This is a genomic window from Gemmatimonadota bacterium (assembly GCA_026706845.1).
Classification (GTDB): domain Bacteria; phylum Latescibacterota; class UBA2968; order UBA2968; family UBA2968; genus VXRD01.
In genome coordinates, this window is record JAPOXY010000237.1 from 1 (window position 1) to 16,976 (window position 16,976).

17 protein-coding genes and 1 pseudogene are annotated in these 16,976 nt (G+C 50.3%); 11 read left to right on the forward strand and 7 right to left on the reverse strand.

All coding sequences use genetic code 11. The features are described from left to right. Both OXG87_20935 and OXG87_20940 read left to right on the forward strand, forming a co-directional pair. The coding region (locus OXG87_20935; GenBank protein MCY3872021.1) for a DUF4065 domain-containing protein at positions 1–450 on the forward strand (450 nt) is incomplete at its 5' end. A 2-nt stretch (positions 451–452) separates the two neighbouring features. Continuing rightward, positions 453–845 carry a hypothetical protein gene (locus tag OXG87_20940; protein ID MCY3872022.1) on the forward strand — a complete coding sequence of 131 codons (393 nt, stop codon included), beginning with the start codon at positions 453–455 and terminating at the stop codon, positions 843–845. A gap of 68 nt (positions 846–913) precedes the next feature. Here OXG87_20940 and OXG87_20945 read toward each other — a convergent pair whose 3' ends face one another. The 5 genes from OXG87_20945 to OXG87_20965 all read right to left on the reverse strand — a co-directional run bounded on the left by OXG87_20945 (position 914) and on the right by OXG87_20965 (position 8,079). After that, complete coding sequence (locus OXG87_20945; GenBank protein ID MCY3872023.1) at positions 914–1,570, reverse strand: YceI family protein; 657 nt, start codon at positions 1,568–1,570, stop codon at positions 914–916. Between the two features lie 142 nt (positions 1,571–1,712). Next, positions 1,713–3,989 carry an NAD(P)-binding domain-containing protein gene (locus tag OXG87_20950; GenBank protein ID MCY3872024.1) on the reverse strand — a complete coding sequence of 759 codons (2,277 nt, stop codon included), beginning with the start codon at positions 3,987–3,989 and terminating at the stop codon, positions 1,713–1,715. Positions 3,990–4,060: 71 nt separating this feature from the next. Beyond that, positions 4,061–5,080 carry a mannonate dehydratase gene (locus tag OXG87_20955; GenBank protein MCY3872025.1) on the reverse strand — a complete coding sequence of 340 codons (1,020 nt, stop codon included), beginning with the start codon at positions 5,078–5,080 and terminating at the stop codon, positions 4,061–4,063. Positions 5,081–5,159: 79 nt separating this feature from the next. Next, complete coding sequence (locus tag OXG87_20960; protein MCY3872026.1) at positions 5,160–6,566, reverse strand: sulfatase-like hydrolase/transferase; 1,407 nt, start codon at positions 6,564–6,566, stop codon at positions 5,160–5,162. 16 nt (positions 6,567–6,582) lie between these two features. Next, positions 6,583–8,079, reverse strand: coding sequence for a sulfatase-like hydrolase/transferase (locus OXG87_20965; protein ID MCY3872027.1), 1,497 nt, complete (start codon positions 8,077–8,079; stop codon positions 6,583–6,585). A gap of 112 nt (positions 8,080–8,191) precedes the next feature. On the opposite strand from OXG87_20965, the gene OXG87_20970 reads away from it, so the two are divergent. From OXG87_20970 to OXG87_21000, 7 genes are all read left to right on the forward strand, one after another. Continuing rightward, positions 8,192–9,058, forward strand: coding sequence for a septum formation inhibitor Maf (locus OXG87_20970; protein ID MCY3872028.1), 867 nt, complete (start codon positions 8,192–8,194; stop codon positions 9,056–9,058). 121 nt (positions 9,059–9,179) lie between these two features. Beyond that, on the forward strand, positions 9,180–9,617 hold the full coding sequence (locus OXG87_20975; GenBank protein ID MCY3872029.1) for a cytochrome c maturation protein CcmE: 438 nt from the start codon (positions 9,180–9,182) through the stop codon (positions 9,615–9,617). 301 nt (positions 9,618–9,918) lie between these two features. Beyond that, on the forward strand, positions 9,919–11,904 hold the full coding sequence (locus OXG87_20980) for a heme lyase CcmF/NrfE family subunit (protein MCY3872030.1): 1,986 nt from the start codon (positions 9,919–9,921) through the stop codon (positions 11,902–11,904). Beyond that, a complete protein-coding gene (locus OXG87_20985; GenBank protein MCY3872031.1) occupies positions 11,901–12,359 on the forward strand; it encodes a cytochrome c-type biogenesis protein CcmH in 459 nt (152 codons plus the stop codon). The genes OXG87_20980 and OXG87_20985 overlap by 4 nt, the downstream gene beginning before the upstream one ends. Next, a complete protein-coding gene (locus OXG87_20990) occupies positions 12,359–12,739 on the forward strand; it encodes a hypothetical protein (GenBank protein ID MCY3872032.1) in 381 nt (126 codons plus the stop codon). The genes OXG87_20985 and OXG87_20990 overlap by 1 nt, the downstream gene beginning before the upstream one ends. Before the next feature lie 125 nt (positions 12,740–12,864). Further along, the gene (locus tag OXG87_20995; protein ID MCY3872033.1) at positions 12,865–13,032 is read left to right on the forward strand and encodes a hypothetical protein; all 168 of its coding nucleotides are present in this window, start codon (positions 12,865–12,867) and stop codon (positions 13,030–13,032) included. A gap of 348 nt (positions 13,033–13,380) precedes the next feature. Then, entirely contained in the window at positions 13,381–14,430 is a 1,050-nt protein-coding gene (locus OXG87_21000; GenBank protein ID MCY3872034.1) for a hypothetical protein, read from the forward strand. 228 nt (positions 14,431–14,658) lie between these two features. Here OXG87_21000 and OXG87_21005 read toward each other — a convergent pair whose 3' ends face one another. Further along, positions 14,659–14,964, reverse strand: coding sequence for a DUF433 domain-containing protein (locus OXG87_21005; GenBank protein ID MCY3872035.1), 306 nt, complete (start codon positions 14,962–14,964; stop codon positions 14,659–14,661). A gap of 395 nt (positions 14,965–15,359) precedes the next feature. On the opposite strand from OXG87_21005, the gene OXG87_21010 reads away from it, so the two are divergent. Both OXG87_21010 and OXG87_21015 read left to right on the forward strand, forming a co-directional pair. Further along, positions 15,360–16,055: a hypothetical protein gene (locus OXG87_21010; GenBank protein MCY3872036.1), complete on the forward strand. Its 696-nt coding sequence runs from the start codon at positions 15,360–15,362 to the stop codon at positions 16,053–16,055. A 129-nt stretch (positions 16,056–16,184) separates the two neighbouring features. Beyond that, a complete protein-coding gene (locus OXG87_21015) occupies positions 16,185–16,484 on the forward strand; it encodes a hypothetical protein (protein MCY3872037.1) in 300 nt (99 codons plus the stop codon). 293 nt (positions 16,485–16,777) lie between these two features. On the opposite strand, the pseudogene OXG87_21020 reads toward OXG87_21015, so the two are convergent. Next, a pseudogene (locus OXG87_21020) lies at positions 16,778–16,906 on the reverse strand (CopG family transcriptional regulator). Positions 16,907–16,976: the final 70 nt, after the last annotated feature.

A 16,976-nucleotide genomic window follows, 5' to 3' on the forward strand; every position in this document is an offset into this window, starting at 1 on the left:
TTGGAACTTTGGGGATGCACAGTAACGTATGACACGCCAAGGAATCTTCTGTATGGACATACGCCCAGCCATACGTATGATCTTATTGAAAAAAAAAAAAAAAAGAGGCTTTCCCATAGTAATACACCCAACTACTGGTCTCATTTTTTTTCAAATTCCATAGACCATCGTATTCGGCTCATCAAACCTGGCCCTGGCACAGGGGAATTATCCTCCGCTGAGATCAATCTAATCGGCGAGATATTTGATAAATTTGGGAACAAAACCTTTGAAGAATTGACAGCTTACTTCCATGCCTTACCTGAATATAATGATCCGGGCGGATCATCCGAGCGGATAGAATGGGAAACACTCCTTCGAGTTGTAGGCTGGGAGGGTGAGGATTTGACAGAGATTAAGAAAGATCTCGCATACAAAGCGAAATTTGAAACCCTCATCATGGCGAGATAAATATGGGACTGGCGGGTGTGTGTGTTATTCACCCTGATTTTGGGGGTGAACATTTATGTATATTTTTGACAGATTATGCAGACTATGGAAAAAATCAGTTAGTAGCTGTTATCGTGAATGTCACATCATGGCGTGAGCACAAAGATCAAACACTTATCCTGCAGCCAGGAGATCACGATTTTATCACCAAAAAATCAGTCATTGCCTATGATAATGCTTGCCTACTCCAGGAATGGCAAGTCGAATTTGTCTTATCTAAAGGTAAGCAACAACCTCCTGCCTCTAAAGAACTATTGCTTAGAATTGGCGATGGGCTCCTCAGGTCGCCTTTTACACCACGCGATGTAAGGGATTTTTACGAGCAATATTCTCAGGGTACTGGTAGGACTGATTGATCCGCCTATATGGACAAAAAAAAATCCCACTCTGAATACAGGATGGGATTTTTTGTGATCTACACAACTCAATTCCCGCCACCGCCGCGCCCACCACCACGACCACCTTGACCACCGCGACGACCTTGCTGGCCTCGAGCCTGTCTGGGCGGACCCGCTTCAATCGTAATATTCACCCGCACCTCATCCCCCAGCACATTGGCAAAATTCGCCCAGCTATTCACGCCATAATCCGAACACAACAGCGTCAACTCGGTCTCAAAACCAGCCAGAGGTGTGCCGCGCTGCGGATGCGTGCCAACACCGAGCACTGTCACCGGCAACGTAACGCTCTTCGTCACGCCGTGCATCGTCAAATCACCCGTCACCAGAATTTTTTCTCCCTCCTTCACAGCCGACGTACTCTTAAACGCGATTGTCGGATACGTCTCCACCTCAAAGAAATCTGCACCGCGCAAATGACCATCGCGACGCTGATTCCCCGTATCGATACTCCGCGTCTGAATCGTCGCTTGAATCATCATCTTCTCGGGCGCGGCCGGATCGTAATCAATCGTGCCACTAAACTGATTAAATCGGCCCGCCGTGCGGCTTACAAAGTGCCGAATTGAAAACCCAACCGACGAATGCGACCGGTCAATCTGGTACTTCTCGGCAAAACCCGTATCCGCCATCACAAGTGACGACACCAATCCCAAACACAACAAACGTATGACGCTCAACATTACTACCCTCCTCTAACTTTAGACTCAGCAGAGTCCTGTGAAAATTACCCCCGGCTCTATATTAACCAAAACATTCTGGATCGCGGCTAAAACCATGCCGCGATGACAAACGGGCGGGCACAGGGACCCGCCCCTACGCACTTCACACTTCACCCTCCTCTGCCATCACCACCCGCGATGCCGCCAACCCATCGACCCTGGCGACCTCGCCCGTCACGGGATCGATCTGCCCAAACGACAACACACCCGTCGGACAACTCTGCACACAGGCCGAACACCGCACGCACTCCGGATCCTCCATAGGCAAACCCTTATTCGCAAAATTCATTACATCAATACCCTGATGGCACACCGACGTACACACACTGCACGAAATACACTTCTTCTTATCCGCAAAAATCCGAAACCGCGAAAACCGCGCATAAACATGCATCAACGCAGCTAAGGGACACGCAAACCGACACCACATCCGCCCGCTAAAATGCCAGTAAAAACCCACCCCAATAATACCCGCCAAAAACAAATCCACAAACCACTGATAATTCAAAAACGTCAGCGGAAATATCAGACCGCTCCAATTCACATCCTTCCCCATAAACAGCCCCATATACCCCGCATTCACCCAGTGATCATAAGGCAACAACCAGCCCGCAATCCGCAAAGCCAGAAGCACAAAAGCCAGAACCAAAATCACCTGCCCCACCATATTCATCCGATTCCAAACAGGACCGTGCGGCATCTTCTGCCGGTGCATATCCCCCATCGTCTCTGCCAGTGCCCCGCACGAACAAATCCACCCACAATAAGCCCCCTTGCCCCAGCGCCAGATAATCAGAGGAATCACCACAAAAGTCTGCACTAGACTAATACCCAACCACCACCCCAGCGGCTGACTCGTAAACACATTCCAGAAAAACAGAGGCCACGCCAGAATAAAACCCAAACTCCGCCAGTATTCCCGCCCGTGTGCATCCCACTCCGTCGCAGGGAACAACGCATCCGCCACAGGCTTAAAAAAAGCACCATCGGAAAACCACCCATTGTGACCCAGCCACGGCAAGAAAATGTACGGCAACAAAAACAGCGGCACACACTGAATAACCATTAGCGTCACCGTCTGCACCGTCACATAAGGCGTCTGCCGTCGATTAATCCTGCGAATCCCAAACCCCACCACACACGCACAATAAGCCAGCGAATAATAAAAACCCGGCTGCGTCATCGACGTCCACACCGTCCCAAAAAGACCCGACTTATCCTCCGCAGGCATCAAATTAAACGGAAACAGCTCTGCCCCCTTAAACCACTCGTAAATCGGAATCCCCGCACCTGTCTTCCAGTGATACACAAACACACACGCCAGCATAACCAGCGCAAAAGACACCCAGGTGCCCACGCGCCATTCCCCTCTAATCGGCACACCTGACCGCCTGAAAAAATCCAGCGGCGCCTCGCGCCCAATCATCGAAAACACCGCATCATTGGGCACCGTCTCATCCTCCTCACCCGTCGAAAGCACCACCTCATCCTCACCAATCGTCTTCACCTCACTCGCCAGCGCCATCCGCAAATGATCACCACCCGAAAGCACCTCAATCTTCTCCACATTCTCGGGCTTGGGACGGCTCAGTTCCGCGCGCCGATACGACAGCGTCACCCGCCCGCCGGATTCGGCAATTGCAATCGCGGTCTCCAGCGCACTATCACCCCCACCGACCACGAGCACATCCTGATCCGCATAATCCTTGGGATCGTGCAACCGATTCATCACCTTATCCAGATCCTCGCCCGGCACATTTAACTTTCTAAAATTGCCCGACCGACCAATCGCCACAATCACCCGATGCGCCAGCAAATCCTCACCCTCGGGAATCACCACCCGCAACACATCCCCCTCCCGCTGCACGCACTCCGCCTGCGCAAACACCGGCTCAATATCCGCGGTCCGCTCCTCCAACTCATCCAACAACCGTTCCTTCACATCTGCCCGATCTGAAAACTGCAAATCACCTGCCGGAACCATATCCGTCGGATACGTGTAAATCGGCTTCGCCTTTGGAAAATTCACCACCGTAGAAAACCGCTCTGACGCCTCCAACAGCACAAAATCCAATCCCCGATTTCTCGCCTCAATCCCCGCTGCCATACCCGACACACCCCCACCGATAATCACCAGATCGCGCACCCCGTCCCTCTGCGTCCGACCCTCAAATCCCGAATCACCCACAATCGTCTGCACTGCCCGCGCCCCCGTATCCGACGAAAACTTCAACAGCGGAATCCCCGTCAAATCCCCCACAATGTACAGCCCCGGCACCGCCGTTGACCCATCCTCATTCATCTCGGGCAACTTCTCCACCGTGCCCGAGGGCCACCGCGTGTGCAACCAGTGCATATACCGCTTCAAAAATCCAAACATCTTCCCTTCTCCCATCAAAAAATCGCACGCACAGGATAGTTACGCCATCTCATATCGTCAATTCCAAAATTTCACCCATAAACATCGTCAATCAACGCGCGGATATACCCAATCGCATACGCCTTGCCGTGCAATTGCGTGTACGCGGAATGGGCAAAACCCGGCGTATGATCCATCATATACGGCCCATTGAACCCATTATCGCGATAAACCGCCATCGCGCGTTTCATATCGATATCGCCCTCATCCATAAAAACTTCCACAAACCGCGGCAACTGACCCTTCACATTGCGGAAATGCACCCACACAATCTTATTATTCGAAGCCATCTCGGCAATCGCATCGTAAACACCCTCACCGAGCAACTCCGTCATACACCCCTGGCAAAATAACATCCCGTTGTGCTCACCCGGCGCAATCTCAAAAAGCGTGCGCCTGAACTGCTCCAGCGAAGAACAAATCTGTGCAATACCGCCCAGAGGCTCTGGAATCGGCGGATCATCCGGATGCAGCGCCATACGCACCCCCGCCTTCTCTGCAACGGGAATCACCGCCTGCAAAAACGCCTCCATATTTGCCCACATCGTCTCTTCTGAAACAGGCGGATCGTGTTGCTCTGGTCGGTTCTCACTAAAATACGCATAGTCAAACGTACTATATCTCACCCCGCCGCGACCCGTATCCGAAGGCGTCCGAAAATTCCCCATCGGCTTGAAATTCCAGCCCAAACACGGAATTCCCGCCCTCCCCAGCGACTCCAGCATCTGGCACCAGAATCCGATCTTCTCATCTCGATCCTCCATTGCCAGCGCAATCTCCTCCCAACACGGCATAAAAATATTATTCAACTTCATACCATGAGACGCCACCAGCTCCCGCGCCTTCTCAAACGCCTCCGTACAATCCTCCCCCGCGCGAAGCCGCTGCGCCAGCGCCGTATTCGCCACACCCGTGCTACTGCGCTTCGCTGATTTTGCAGGCGGGCGACCACCCCGCAACTCGAGATGAATCGAATCCACACTAATCGCCCTGTAAAAACTCAAAATATCGTCATCCAAATTATCGTAATGAACCTGATCTTGAATATACATCTCTCATCGCCTCCTGTATAGCGGTCAGATCGCCCTGTACCCAATAAACTGCCAAGCAGTTGTAACCGTTCCTTAATTTTTAACTCTCAACCTCGGCATCGGACACCCGCCGTTGACCGCCTTGTCGTTCTTCCGCATCGACAATCTCGGGAACATACCCTTCAACATCTCGAATATAGCCGAGCAACCGCGCTTTCATTCGGTCTGCAACCGGACGGTGGCTTTCATAGCCAATCAAATTGCGCAACTCGTACGGATCTGCCTCCAGATCGTAGAGATACGCCTCGTCATAACTCCTCGCACCCTCTGCACCGGGCGGCACCTCATCGCTTTGGACCGCGTACTTCCATCGCTTTGTGCGAACAGCGCGACCAATACCACTCTCTGAAATCTGCACAAACACATCATCCGGCCATGGATCTGCGAGCGAGCGCCCACCACCGCCCAAAATGGGAAGCACGGAACGCCCCGACATCTGATCGGGAATCTCCAATCCGGCGCCATCCAACAGCGAAGGCGGCAAATCCACCAGACTCACCAACTCGCCCAACGTGCCACCCCCTGTAAACGGACCACCCGTCAACACCGTTGGAACGCGGATAGAACTCTCGTGACACGAACGCTTGTATTCCTTATTGCGGGTGCGGAAATGGCAGGCGTGATCAGACGTAAACAACACAATCGTATCCTCTAACAGCCCCAAACTCTTCAGCGCATCGAGCAACCGCCCATAAGCCTCATCCAAACGCTTGATCATCCCCCAGTATCCACCCAAATGCTGCTGTGTACTCCCCCCCCCGGGAACCGTGCCGGGATACTCACCTTCTGCTGAAGGATGCGTGGGCAAAGCCGCCAGATCGGGCGGCGTCCAGTACCCGGCATACATCTCTCGATACCCATCCGGCGGCGGATAATCGTCCAGATGATTCTGATGATGGGGTTCCAAAAACGAAATAAACAGATAAAAGGGATCGCTCTGATGTTCATCCACGTACCGAATCGCCGCATCGGTCAGCGCATCCACCCGATAACCGGGCAGCTTCACCTCCTGATTGTCATGATCGTAAACAACGCAATCATACGTATCAGATGTCCCCTCCAGCGCATTTGCCGCGAGCCAGTACTGGTACCCGCCACGCGCTTTTACGGGCACAGAACCGCGCCCACTCGTCGCCAGATGCCACTTCCCAATATATCCCGTGTGATAACCCGCATCATTAAAACACTGTGCGAGCGTCTTGTGATCCGGATTCAGCGCAACCCCATTGCGATACACACCTGTCTCACTCGCGTACATCCCCGTCTGCAAACACGCACGCGCCGGACCGCACACAGGCTGACATGTAAAACTATTGTACACATGTGTCCCGTGCTGTGCCGCGCGATCCAGATTCGGCGTAATACCGAGGGGATTGCCATGCGCTGCCATACAATCCCAGCGCTGTTGATCCGTAAAAAAGACAATAACATTCGGTCTGTCAGCCATAGAATTCTCCTTTTATTTATGCACCAGGTGTAATTTTGGGATTATCCACACGCGTACAGCGAATACACTCCCGCATCAAGCGCGTCAAAAGATCCGCCTTCACATCCCGCGCCTCTGAATGATCCCACAAATTTACTTTCTCGCGTGGATCATTTTCCAGATCCACCAGCACATTATGCCCAATACCCGAAGCATCCACCACAATTTTATAACGCTCCGTAATCAGCGTCCGCATGGACCCCATCTCCACCAAAGCCGCGCGGTCAGACATATCCGCACCATCATTTATAAAAGCGCCCAACGAACGCCCCGGCAACTCAAAACCCTCAACAGCCCAATCCTCCCGTCGAAATCGCATAGCACTTTGATCTACCCCCGCATAATCCAGCACAGTAGGCACAAAATCTAAATTACTCACCACATCCTCGCAAACACCCGCCCGCCCCCCGGGCACCCTCCAGATATACGGCACGCGCAGCAACTCCTCCCACTGATAGGGCGTCTTATGCCATAAATGGTGTGACCCCAGGTACTCGCCGTGATCTGCGATAAAAGCAACAACCGTATGATCGTACAAACCCTTCGCCTGCAAAAAATCAATCGCGCGACCCACATTATCATCAATATGAGAAATCATACCATAAGTCTGCGCCATCACCTGCCGCAAATCCTCCTCATCGCCATTAAACCAGGCGGGACCCACTCTCCGCAGCAAACTATCAGAAGCTGGATCTTCGTCAACAACAAACGTCTCCGGCAGCGTTAAAACCCCGGGATCGTACATCTCGCTATACGGTCTGCAAGCCACAAACGGATGGTGCGGATCGGGAAAAGAACACCACGCAAAAAAACTTTCACCCACGCCCAAACCATCTATAAAAGCCATCGTGCGATCTGTAATCCAGTGATTGTAATGCAACTCGGCCGGAATTTGATCAATCTTCCAGGTCTGATAGCCGAAATTCTGATACGCCGAAAGCTGAGCATAGGGAACACATGTTGAAGGACCGTCTTCCGGATGCTCCTTCTGCGCAACATCCGGATATTCTCTTTCCAACCAATTTCGATAATCGCCACAAACGTAATTCACATGTCCACCCACATAATCCGTCTCCCCAAAACCGTAATACCCCTCGGGCAAATGGGTCACCTCACCGCTATACCACCGATATCGGTTCTCCCAAGAATCACCGCCCGAAAAAGGCTGTAAATGCAACTTACCCGCCGCATGCGTGCGGTACCCCGCTTCGGACAACGCCCCCGTCACAGTCGGCATATCTTCAGACAGGCTCATGCCATTTTGTATCAACCCGTGTTGCGAAGGCGTCAACCCGGTAATCAAAGAAGCCCGCGACGGCTGGCATACGGGATGCGAGCAATAATTGCGGCGAAACAAAACCCCATCCTGTGCCAGGCGATCCAGATTGGGCGTCTGTACATCCGGATGCCCGGTACAACCCATGCAATAAGCCTGCATCTGATCCACACAGAAAATCAAAAAATTCGGTCGCATATTATCGCTCCGTGTTTATATTCATGCCCGCGCGCATACCAATATACCACCAATACAAAAATTTCGCGGTACTATATTAACCCCTACCCATATCCCTCAAAAGGAGCACGCAATGCGACACTTAGTCACCATATTTTTCGCCATCATCTCCCTCGCTCCAACCCATGCAGAAGTAAACCCCTGGGATGACGCATTCAAAAAACAATGGTACGCGGGACTCGCGGAAATCACCCGCTATGAACTCAAACAGGCGCAATATCGCGACACATACGATGGCGACGCCGTCCTCATCTTCGTAACCGAAGACTTTCTCACAGACGAACACGTCAAACGCGAACGCGGCGACGGGCCGAGCACCTCCGTACTCAAACTCAACGCCATGCGCCAATTTACAACGGGCCTCTATCCCTACTCCCTCATGACCTCTGTATTCACACCCGTAGCCCCCGATCAAACGCACACACTCAAAATCACCAGCACAGCCCAGGAATGGTGCGGCCACACCTTTGCCCAGATAAACCATCGCAACGGCGAATACAAAGCCACACTGCGATCTTATTTTCAAAGCGATGGCGACCACGACCTCACATTGCCTGGCGCCATCCTCGAAGACGAAATCTGGACGCGCATCCGACTGGCACCCGAGCGCTTGCCCACAGGTGAAATCCAGATCATCCCTGGCATGCTATTCCAGCGCCTGACACACACCCTCCCCGATGTCCAGACCGCCAATGCAGAACTCGTCACAAACGACACAACCCAGATCTATACCCTCGCGTACACCTCCATTGGCCGCAAACTCGCCATAACCTTTGAAAAAAACTATCCCCACGCCATCCTCGGCTGGGAAGAATCCACGCAACGCCGAGGCCGCTGGACCACGACCACAGCGCGCAAAACGCATGCTACAATGATCGATTACTGGAATAAAAACAAAATTGAAGACATCGTCTATCGCGCACAATTGGGCCTGAAATAAACCGCTGCGTGAAAAACAATGATTTTTCGCCCTTTGCCGTTTGCACAACCCGAACCGTTTATATATCTTTACTTCCCGTCATTGGTCTAAAGCGCGAACACCCTGTAAAACAGAGGTTGAAATGACCACCAAAAAAATAAAATTCATCGCGGGATTTGCCGTCATTATCGCCAGCTTGCTCACCATGATCGTGTACAGCTCTGAAAAAATGTCGCTGTATTACCTCACCGTCTCCGAACTGGAAGCGCGCGAAACCGAATTTGCCAACACCCGCTTCAAACTCGCCGGCAAAGTCATCCCCGGCTCCATCATCTCCCGCGACGGCAACCGCACCGTCGAATTTGAAATCTCTGACCTCATCAACCAGGACCCCTCTGCCAGCAAACGCACCATCCGCTACAGCGGCGTCGTACCCGACACCTTCCGCGAAGAAGCCGATGTCGTACTCGAAGGCAAAATCGGACCCAACGGCATCTTCATAGCCGACGACATGCTCGCCAAATGCCCTTCCAAATACGAAAGCCAGAGCTACGAAGAAATCAAAGCGTCGTATGAATAAACAAGACCCTAACACATCATCCGAGGTGATACAATGACGAACCTTGAAAAATGTCTCAAATGTGAATCTACTCAGGTAATGAACGATGTCCAGGTTATAGACCTGGAAAGCTATGCGGAGAATCTGGCAGTTCAAGTGCAAACGAAACCTCAAGCCCGGCTTTTCAAAGGTGGGGTCCGCGTGCCATTAAAGGCACAGGTATGCGGTACCTGCGGCTATACTGAACTGTATGCAAAGGACCCAGCACGCCTGCTAAAAGCGCATGAACAGAGTGCATAACGCATAGACGAGACCCAAACACATGCTCCCACAACTCGGCAACTTTCTTCTCTACCTCGCCCTATTCACCTCGGCTTATGCGGTAATCGCCGCAATATTAGCAGCCAAAACCCGGCGAATGGGCCTCATACTGAGCACGGAACGCGCAGTCCTCACCGGTTTTTTGCTCTGCCTCTCCGCCATGGCCATCCTCGAAGTGCTCTTCCTCACAGACCGCTTCGACATCTACTACATCGCCACCCACTCCAGCCGCGACCTGCCCACCGGTTACAAATTCACAGCCGTCTGGTCCGGCATGCAGGGATCGCTATTGCTCTGGGCACTTATCCTATCCGGATTCATATTCTTTGCCGTCATCAAAACCCGTGCCTTTCGCGGGCCCCTCGCCTCTTATGCCACAGCCATCATGTCCTTCACGCTGGCCTTCTTCCTCGCGCTCATCTGCATCCACGAAAATCCATTTGTCACCATGCCGCGCGCCCTGCCCGATGGAACGGGCATGAACCCCCTGCTCGTCCATCCCGTCATGGCCATCCACCCCCCCATGCTCTATCACGGCTACGTCGGCTTTACCGTACCCTTTGCCTTTGCAATGGCCGCCCTATTATCCAGACAAATCGACGAAGAATGGATTCGCACCACCCGCCGTTGGACCCTCCTCGCCTGGTTCTTCCTGGGCACGGGACAACTCCTCGGCGGCAAATGGGCTTACGTCGTCCTCGGCTGGGGCGGATACTGGGGCTGGGACCCGGTCGAAAACGCCGCCCTCTTGCCCTGGCTAACGGGCACGGCCTTCTTGCACTCTGTCATGATACAAGAAAAAAAAGGCATGCTCAAAATCTGGAACATGGTCCTCATCATCGCCACCTACACCCTGTGTATCTACGGCACCTTCCTCACGCGAAGCGGCGTCGTATCCTCTGTACACGCGTTTGCCCAGTCTCCCATTGGACCCTGGTTTGGCGTCCTGGTCGTCCTGATCGTCATCTTCTCAAGCCTCCTCCTCGTCTCGCGCCTGGACCTGCTCAAAACCAAAACACAATACGAATCCCCCATCTCCCGCGAAGGTGGTTTTTTGCTCAACAACCTGCTCTTCCTCACCGCCACATTCGCCGTCTTCTGGGGCGTCATGTTTCCCGTGATATCCGAAGCCGTTACCGGCGACAAAATCACCGTAGGTCCCCCTTACTTCAACACCGTCATGGTACCCATTGGTCTGCTCCTGCTCGTACTCACCGGCATAGGACCTCTGCTCGCCTGGCGGCGCACCTCGGGCAAAAGCCTGAGAAAACACTTCACGGGATCGAGCATCATGGGACTGATCTGCGGCATCGTCGCCATCGCCCTCGGTGTACGCGACATCTACGCCATCATCTCCTTCCTCTTCTGCGGCTTTGTCACAGGCACCATCATCACCGAATTTCACCGCGGCGCGCGCGCGCGCGGCAGCAGTTCTGGCGAATCCTATCTCCGCGCCATCGTCAACCTCACCCGGCGAAATCGCCGTCGATACGGCGGTTATATCATCCACTTTGGCGTGGTCCTGCTCTTCATCGGATTCACCGGCAATGCGTTCAACAAAGATTCCCAGGTCGAACTCAAATACATGGAATCCACCTCAATCGGACCCTACACCCTCACCTATGAAGGCATTACCGAATCCGTCAACCCACTCACCGCAGATATCGTCGCCCAACTCGGCGTCTATAAACACGGACAGCGATTGGGCACCATGTGGCCCCACCAGAAAGTCTATTACAAGCGACAAGATCAACAAAGCACCACAGAAGTCGCCATTCGATCCAATCTGCGCGAAGACCTCTACGCGCTCTATCAGGGCGTTGACATGCGAGACGGCGAAGAAGTCGCCCTCTTCCACCTGTACATCAACCCCCTCGTCATGTGGGTCTGGATAGGCGCGTGGATCATCACAATCGGTACCATCATCGTCATGTGGCCCGACAAGCGCGAAAAACAGGCATTGCAAATGCGGGAGGCGATGGCATGAAGCCCGCACTCCTGATTCCAATATTCTTTCTCCTCTTCGCAGTCCCCGTCCGCGCCGAAGTGACCCGGGAACAGATCAAAGAAGTCGGCAAAGAACTCGCCTGCCTGTGCGGCGACTGCCCGCGCAGACCACTGGACGAATGCATCTGCGGATATGCACAGCAACAGCACGAACGCATCAAAAAAATGCTGGCCTCCGGTCAAACGCCGCAGGCCATTGTCGATGCTTATATCAGTGAATTTGGCCTGGAAATCCTCTCCAAACCGCCAGCCAAAGGCTTCAACCTCACGGCATGGCTCATGCCGCCCCTCGTTCTCCTCATCGGATTCTTCGCCGTACGCAGCGTACTCCGCGCCTGGTCAAAAACAAAAAGTCCCGCCACACCAGCAGCACAACCCGTGCGCGATGACCCGTACCTCGACCGCCTCGAAAGCGACCTCAAGGAGCGCGAGTAATGACCATTGCCGCTTTTATCCTCATCGCAGCGGGCATCTTGCTCTTTGTATTCACACCGCTGTTCGACCCCCGCGACGCCAACACCATCAACCAGATCTCCCGCAGAGAAGCGCGACGCCGCGAACTGATCGAACAGCGCGACATGGTCTATGAAGCCATCCGCGAACTCGACTTTGACCACCGCATGGGAAAAGTCGAAGAAGACGACTACCGGCAAACCCGCGCCCGTTATACAGCGCAGGCCGTAGAACTCATCAAATCCCTCGACAAAGCCTCCAGCCAGGCAGACCGTCCCGCCCCCAAACCGCAGGGAATCTCCGACCAGATAGAAAAAGAAATCGCCGCCATCCGCCGCACCAGAAGAAAACGCAACCACTGATGAACACAGATGAACACGGATGAATACTATCCGCAGAAAAAAACGCGAGTGAGCGGTGTACAACTGGCCGATTCTCAGGCCAGTTCATTTGAACGTTTTTCGCAGATAGACGCAGATGAAAGGCTATGAAAAAAACTGCCCATAAATTCGATCCGATTTCACTCGATATAGAAGAAGCGTTGGCAAACAATCCGGATGTAAAAGCAGAATATGATCGCCTTGAGCCAGAGTTTGAGTTGCTCAATACATTATTGAAAGCTCGAAAGCGAGCAGGCATGACCCAATTTGAATGACTATGGTAAATCAATCTGTTGTGGTACAGCGAAGTATATAGCTTTTTTCTCTATATTGCTTTTCATGCCTTCGGCGACCTACTTTTTGTCACCAGCAACAAAAAGTAGGCAAAAAATGCCGCTCTCAAACGCCGAGGGGCTGGCACAGCGTAAATCGTTTCCGTGGTAATACGCCATGCTGTGACCTGCACAGTTAGAACGGCATAACAATGCCCGCTGCGAGACGGACTCACACGCTGTGCGGAATGGTTTTAGCGAATAAATAAGGCCAGCAAAGGGGAATTATACTTCGAGTGTACCGAAGGATATCAGGATTCTAATTATTGTAATCATTTAAGGAGATTTTTTATGTTTAGATGTGGTATTTTTTGTTTCATTCTTTTTAATATTTCGAATGTATGGTGTTCTGAACAAAAAGGTCAGATGATTTTTAGTCTCCATGATTTGACAGCTATGCAGAGAAGTTCCAAAATTGCATTGTCTCAATCTGTACAGGTTACAAATAATCTTGAATTGCGAAATTTTTATTTTAACTATAACGATGATGGTTCGTTAGACTATTATTCGGCGAGTATTTACAACAATAGTTATGCTGGAGCATATAATTTTGAACTTTATGTCGATTGGAAAGATAAAAATGGCTATTCGTTAGCATGGGAAGATCAAGGTATAGATTATGGCAGAGTTATCGGTAATCATGCTCAGATATATACACATTTCTACAAAGATTCGGATTCAGCAGCCTTTAGAATAGATTATATTCCACCGTTAGGTGAAGGTTATATATATGTGAATTCAATATGGGCAGATATGCCAGACAGTGCGAGTGTGGATCATTCTGTTTTTTATTTAGATTGGTTGTGGACATTGAGAGCAAATACCTCTAATGCGAACATTGTTACAATCAATGCAAATTATACTGATGGCGAATTTTTAGATGAATTGACTTTTACGGTGAGAAATAATTGGAATAAATTGCTGACAAATGTGGAATTATATGCTGTTCTATTTAATCAAGAAAAGCAAATTATTCATATTGAATCAAATTCTCTTGGAGAAAATATTGTTCCCAATTCTAATGTAAATAAAAGTTTTTCTGTTTTTGCCGATATTCCTTCTCCAGACTCGATAGCGGCTCGCATACTTTATGACTTTGAAAATGGTGAAAGAATCGGGATGTCTGACGTGGACGGTTTCGATCCTGCGTACATATTCCCTGACACTGTTTTTTCTCTTAATATGCCTGATTCGACAAAACAAATTATCAGTGATCTAAAAAGTCGTATTCGTGTTTTGAAGTTTGGAGATTTGAACGAAGATGGTACTGTTGATATGGCAGACTTTTTGTTGTTTGCTGATCTATTTTCAGAAAATTTTGGTACAAGCTCCAGTGAGTGACTTATGGAGTTCCCCTGTTTTAGTGGATAATGGCATAAATCACCCATCACCTATGAAAAACTGATGGCACAGGCTAATTGGGGTGAACCTTCTACACTATCCACTCAAGCGGGGTAACTTCAAATGAGAAAAGGCTACGCCTCGAAAGACGTAGCCTTTGTTGTTTGCCAGAAGTTATAGGTTACACGCGATGTGTGACTTCAAAAGTGAACAAGTCTGTAAATAAACTCATTGTGTTGCGTGTGTTAGGGGATCGATCAATCTGTTGGAAATGCGATTTTCTTCAATATATTTTTTTATTTCTTCTCGATGGTCGTTGTAATAGTTCAGGGCATCAAAAACTTGTCTCAAAGACAAATGTGGAAGGTGGTTTGGAATATTTTCAGGGTGTGTACCCAAACGCCAGACTTCAATAATCGCCCGAACAGGTGTGCGCGTATTTTTGATAATTGGCTCTCCGCCCAAAATCTGATTATTTGTGATGATATGGGGATATTCCCGGACACCCTCGAAATCCCGTTTTGTAGATGACATACTGGGCCTCGTTTTGATTCATTTTTAGAATTACGTACATCCCGTTGGCAAGCCTGCAATTTTATACGTAACCTTTATTGTTTGCCAGAAGTTATAGATTACGCAAGAATCATCACCACATGGTCAAGCGGTACATATCTTTCACCTGACTGCCCATTCATCGCTCAAAATGTACCCTCTCGCCTTTCATCTGTGCGGCTGTGCGGCCATCTGTAGATTTAAATTCAGATTGTGAACAAGTGCGTAAAATATCATATTTAAAGTATTTAGACATATTCTAACACAAATTATCGCTCAATTTTTGGAGAATTACCATTTTTGGCCTGCCATTTGCTTTAGGTCTGAATGTTGCGCGTATCCCACTTACTCACCCCATCAGACGCGAGGTATTTCACATGGCCAAATACGAAACCATCTCCAAACATCTCATCCAGACCTATCCCAAAGACTTCATCCGATTCACGTTTGGACAGGACGATGTAGAAGTCCTGGACATACTCGACACAGAGCAAGACACGGTTGATACACGGCATACCGATAGCCTCATCCGCACCCATATCGCAGGTGAGGAGGCATTGATACACTACAAATTTCAAACCACTGACGACCCATCTATGCCACGCCGCATGGCTGGCTATATTATGCGTGCGATTGGGCATCACGGTCTGCCGATTTATTCCAGCGTGATCTACTTGCGGCGCAGTGCAGGTCGGCGCGATCCGGGACGCTATATCCAGGACTTGCCCGGCTATGGTGTTTTGGTAGAATACAGAGTGATTCGGCTCAGTGAGATAGAAGGACAGGATATTCTCGATGGCGAGCCTTCGGGCTTGTTTCCGTTCGTGCCTTTGATGAAACGTCCTGCTGGAATGGATTCGGAGGCGTGGTTGCGTCACTGTGTTGATGCGACGAATGCGCTGCGGGTAGATGAATCTATAAAAGTTGACATTTTGGGCAGGTTGATGATATTGAGTGGGTTAGAATATGATCCAACGCTAATCAATCGTATTCTATCACAGGAGGGTCTTATGGATGCCATTATGCGCGAATCGTCGTTTGCACAATACATTAAGCAAGAAGGCATTGAGTAAGAGGGTAGGCAACGCGCCATTGAAGATCTCCTTGCCTCATACAATGTGTTGACAATAGATCATGGAAGACCTATTGTAAAAAAATTTTAAAGGGACACTTATCCAACCAACCTGAAGAGAGATGCAGCCATGAAGGCCAGGACACTTAAAGATGAAATTTCCGCGTACAACAAATTGTGCGAAGAGGGGCTTGAGCTTGACCACTTTGGTAAGTGGATCATTATCTACGAAGGTGAACTCAATGGGGTCTTTGATACGGAGGATGAAGCGATACTCGAAGCTGTCAAAAAATTCAGAGACCGCGTTTTCTTGATCCTTCAAGTTGGGGCACCAGAAAGTCTATACAGAAGTGGATTACCTACTGTTTTGAGTGCTGCTCCCACTATTAAATTTGAGAGCGCACAATGCCAACAAAATCTACCAAAGTAGGATTTGAGAATCCGGATGATCTAATCGCATCAGGCCCAACAATGATGGTTCTTGTTGGGCTTTTTTATGATGGCACAACTGGAGATGTGAAAATAGAGGTTATGGGATAGATTGAAAAAAAAGAGAATGAGAAAAGGCTACGCCTCGAAAGACGTAGCCTTTATTGTTTGCCAGAAGTTATGGATTAAGTAATAATTTCAGCCTCACGATTGAAAACCTTTCTCAGCCGCTCCCGCTTTAACATGCGATCCTTAAATTGAGATATTGTCAAATGTTTTTGGGATGCAAATTTGTTATACTGCGTGTGAACCGAGTTCTTCGCGAATGACTTTGCGTAGTGTTTGTTCCAATGCGCCATTGTTAGCCTGGATGTGTTCTCTGAGCGCCTGGTTCACAAGCGTCTGATAATTTCCGCCCCCTGCTTCTGCTCTGCCAGTGGATGAATCTATAAAGATTGTCTGTTTTGGGCAGGTTGTTGATATTTAGTAGTTT

Coding starts and splice junctions, on each gene's coding strand:
- OXG87_20980 (MCY3872030.1), top strand. CDS start 9,919: ATGCTCCCACAACTCGGCAACTTTCTTCTCTACCTCGCCCTATTCACC.
- OXG87_20940 (MCY3872022.1), top strand. CDS start 453: ATGGGACTGGCGGGTGTGTGTGTTATTCACCCTGATTTTGGGGGTGAA.
- OXG87_21000 (MCY3872034.1), top strand. CDS start 13,381: ATGTTTAGATGTGGTATTTTTTGTTTCATTCTTTTTAATATTTCGAAT.
- OXG87_21005 (MCY3872035.1), bottom strand. CDS start 14,964: ATGTCATCTACAAAACGGGATTTCGAGGGTGTCCGGGAATATCCCCAT.
- OXG87_20990 (MCY3872032.1), top strand. CDS start 12,359: ATGACCATTGCCGCTTTTATCCTCATCGCAGCGGGCATCTTGCTCTTT.
- OXG87_20950 (MCY3872024.1), bottom strand. CDS start 3,989: ATGTTTGGATTTTTGAAGCGGTATATGCACTGGTTGCACACGCGGTGG.
- OXG87_20965 (MCY3872027.1), bottom strand. CDS start 8,079: ATGCGACCGAATTTTTTGATTTTCTGTGTGGATCAGATGCAGGCTTAT.
- OXG87_20955 (MCY3872025.1), bottom strand. CDS start 5,080: ATGTATATTCAAGATCAGGTTCATTACGATAATTTGGATGACGATATT.
- OXG87_20985 (MCY3872031.1), top strand. CDS start 11,901: ATGAAGCCCGCACTCCTGATTCCAATATTCTTTCTCCTCTTCGCAGTC.
- OXG87_21010 (MCY3872036.1), top strand. CDS start 15,360: ATGGCCAAATACGAAACCATCTCCAAACATCTCATCCAGACCTATCCC.
- OXG87_20995 (MCY3872033.1), top strand. CDS start 12,865: ATGAAAAAAACTGCCCATAAATTCGATCCGATTTCACTCGATATAGAA.
- OXG87_20945 (MCY3872023.1), bottom strand. CDS start 1,570: ATGTTGAGCGTCATACGTTTGTTGTGTTTGGGATTGGTGTCGTCACTT.
- OXG87_20975 (MCY3872029.1), top strand. CDS start 9,180: ATGACCACCAAAAAAATAAAATTCATCGCGGGATTTGCCGTCATTATC.
- OXG87_20970 (MCY3872028.1), top strand. CDS start 8,192: ATGCGACACTTAGTCACCATATTTTTCGCCATCATCTCCCTCGCTCCA.
- OXG87_21015 (MCY3872037.1), top strand. CDS start 16,185: ATGAAGGCCAGGACACTTAAAGATGAAATTTCCGCGTACAACAAATTG.
- OXG87_20960 (MCY3872026.1), bottom strand. CDS start 6,566: ATGGCTGACAGACCGAATGTTATTGTCTTTTTTACGGATCAACAGCGC.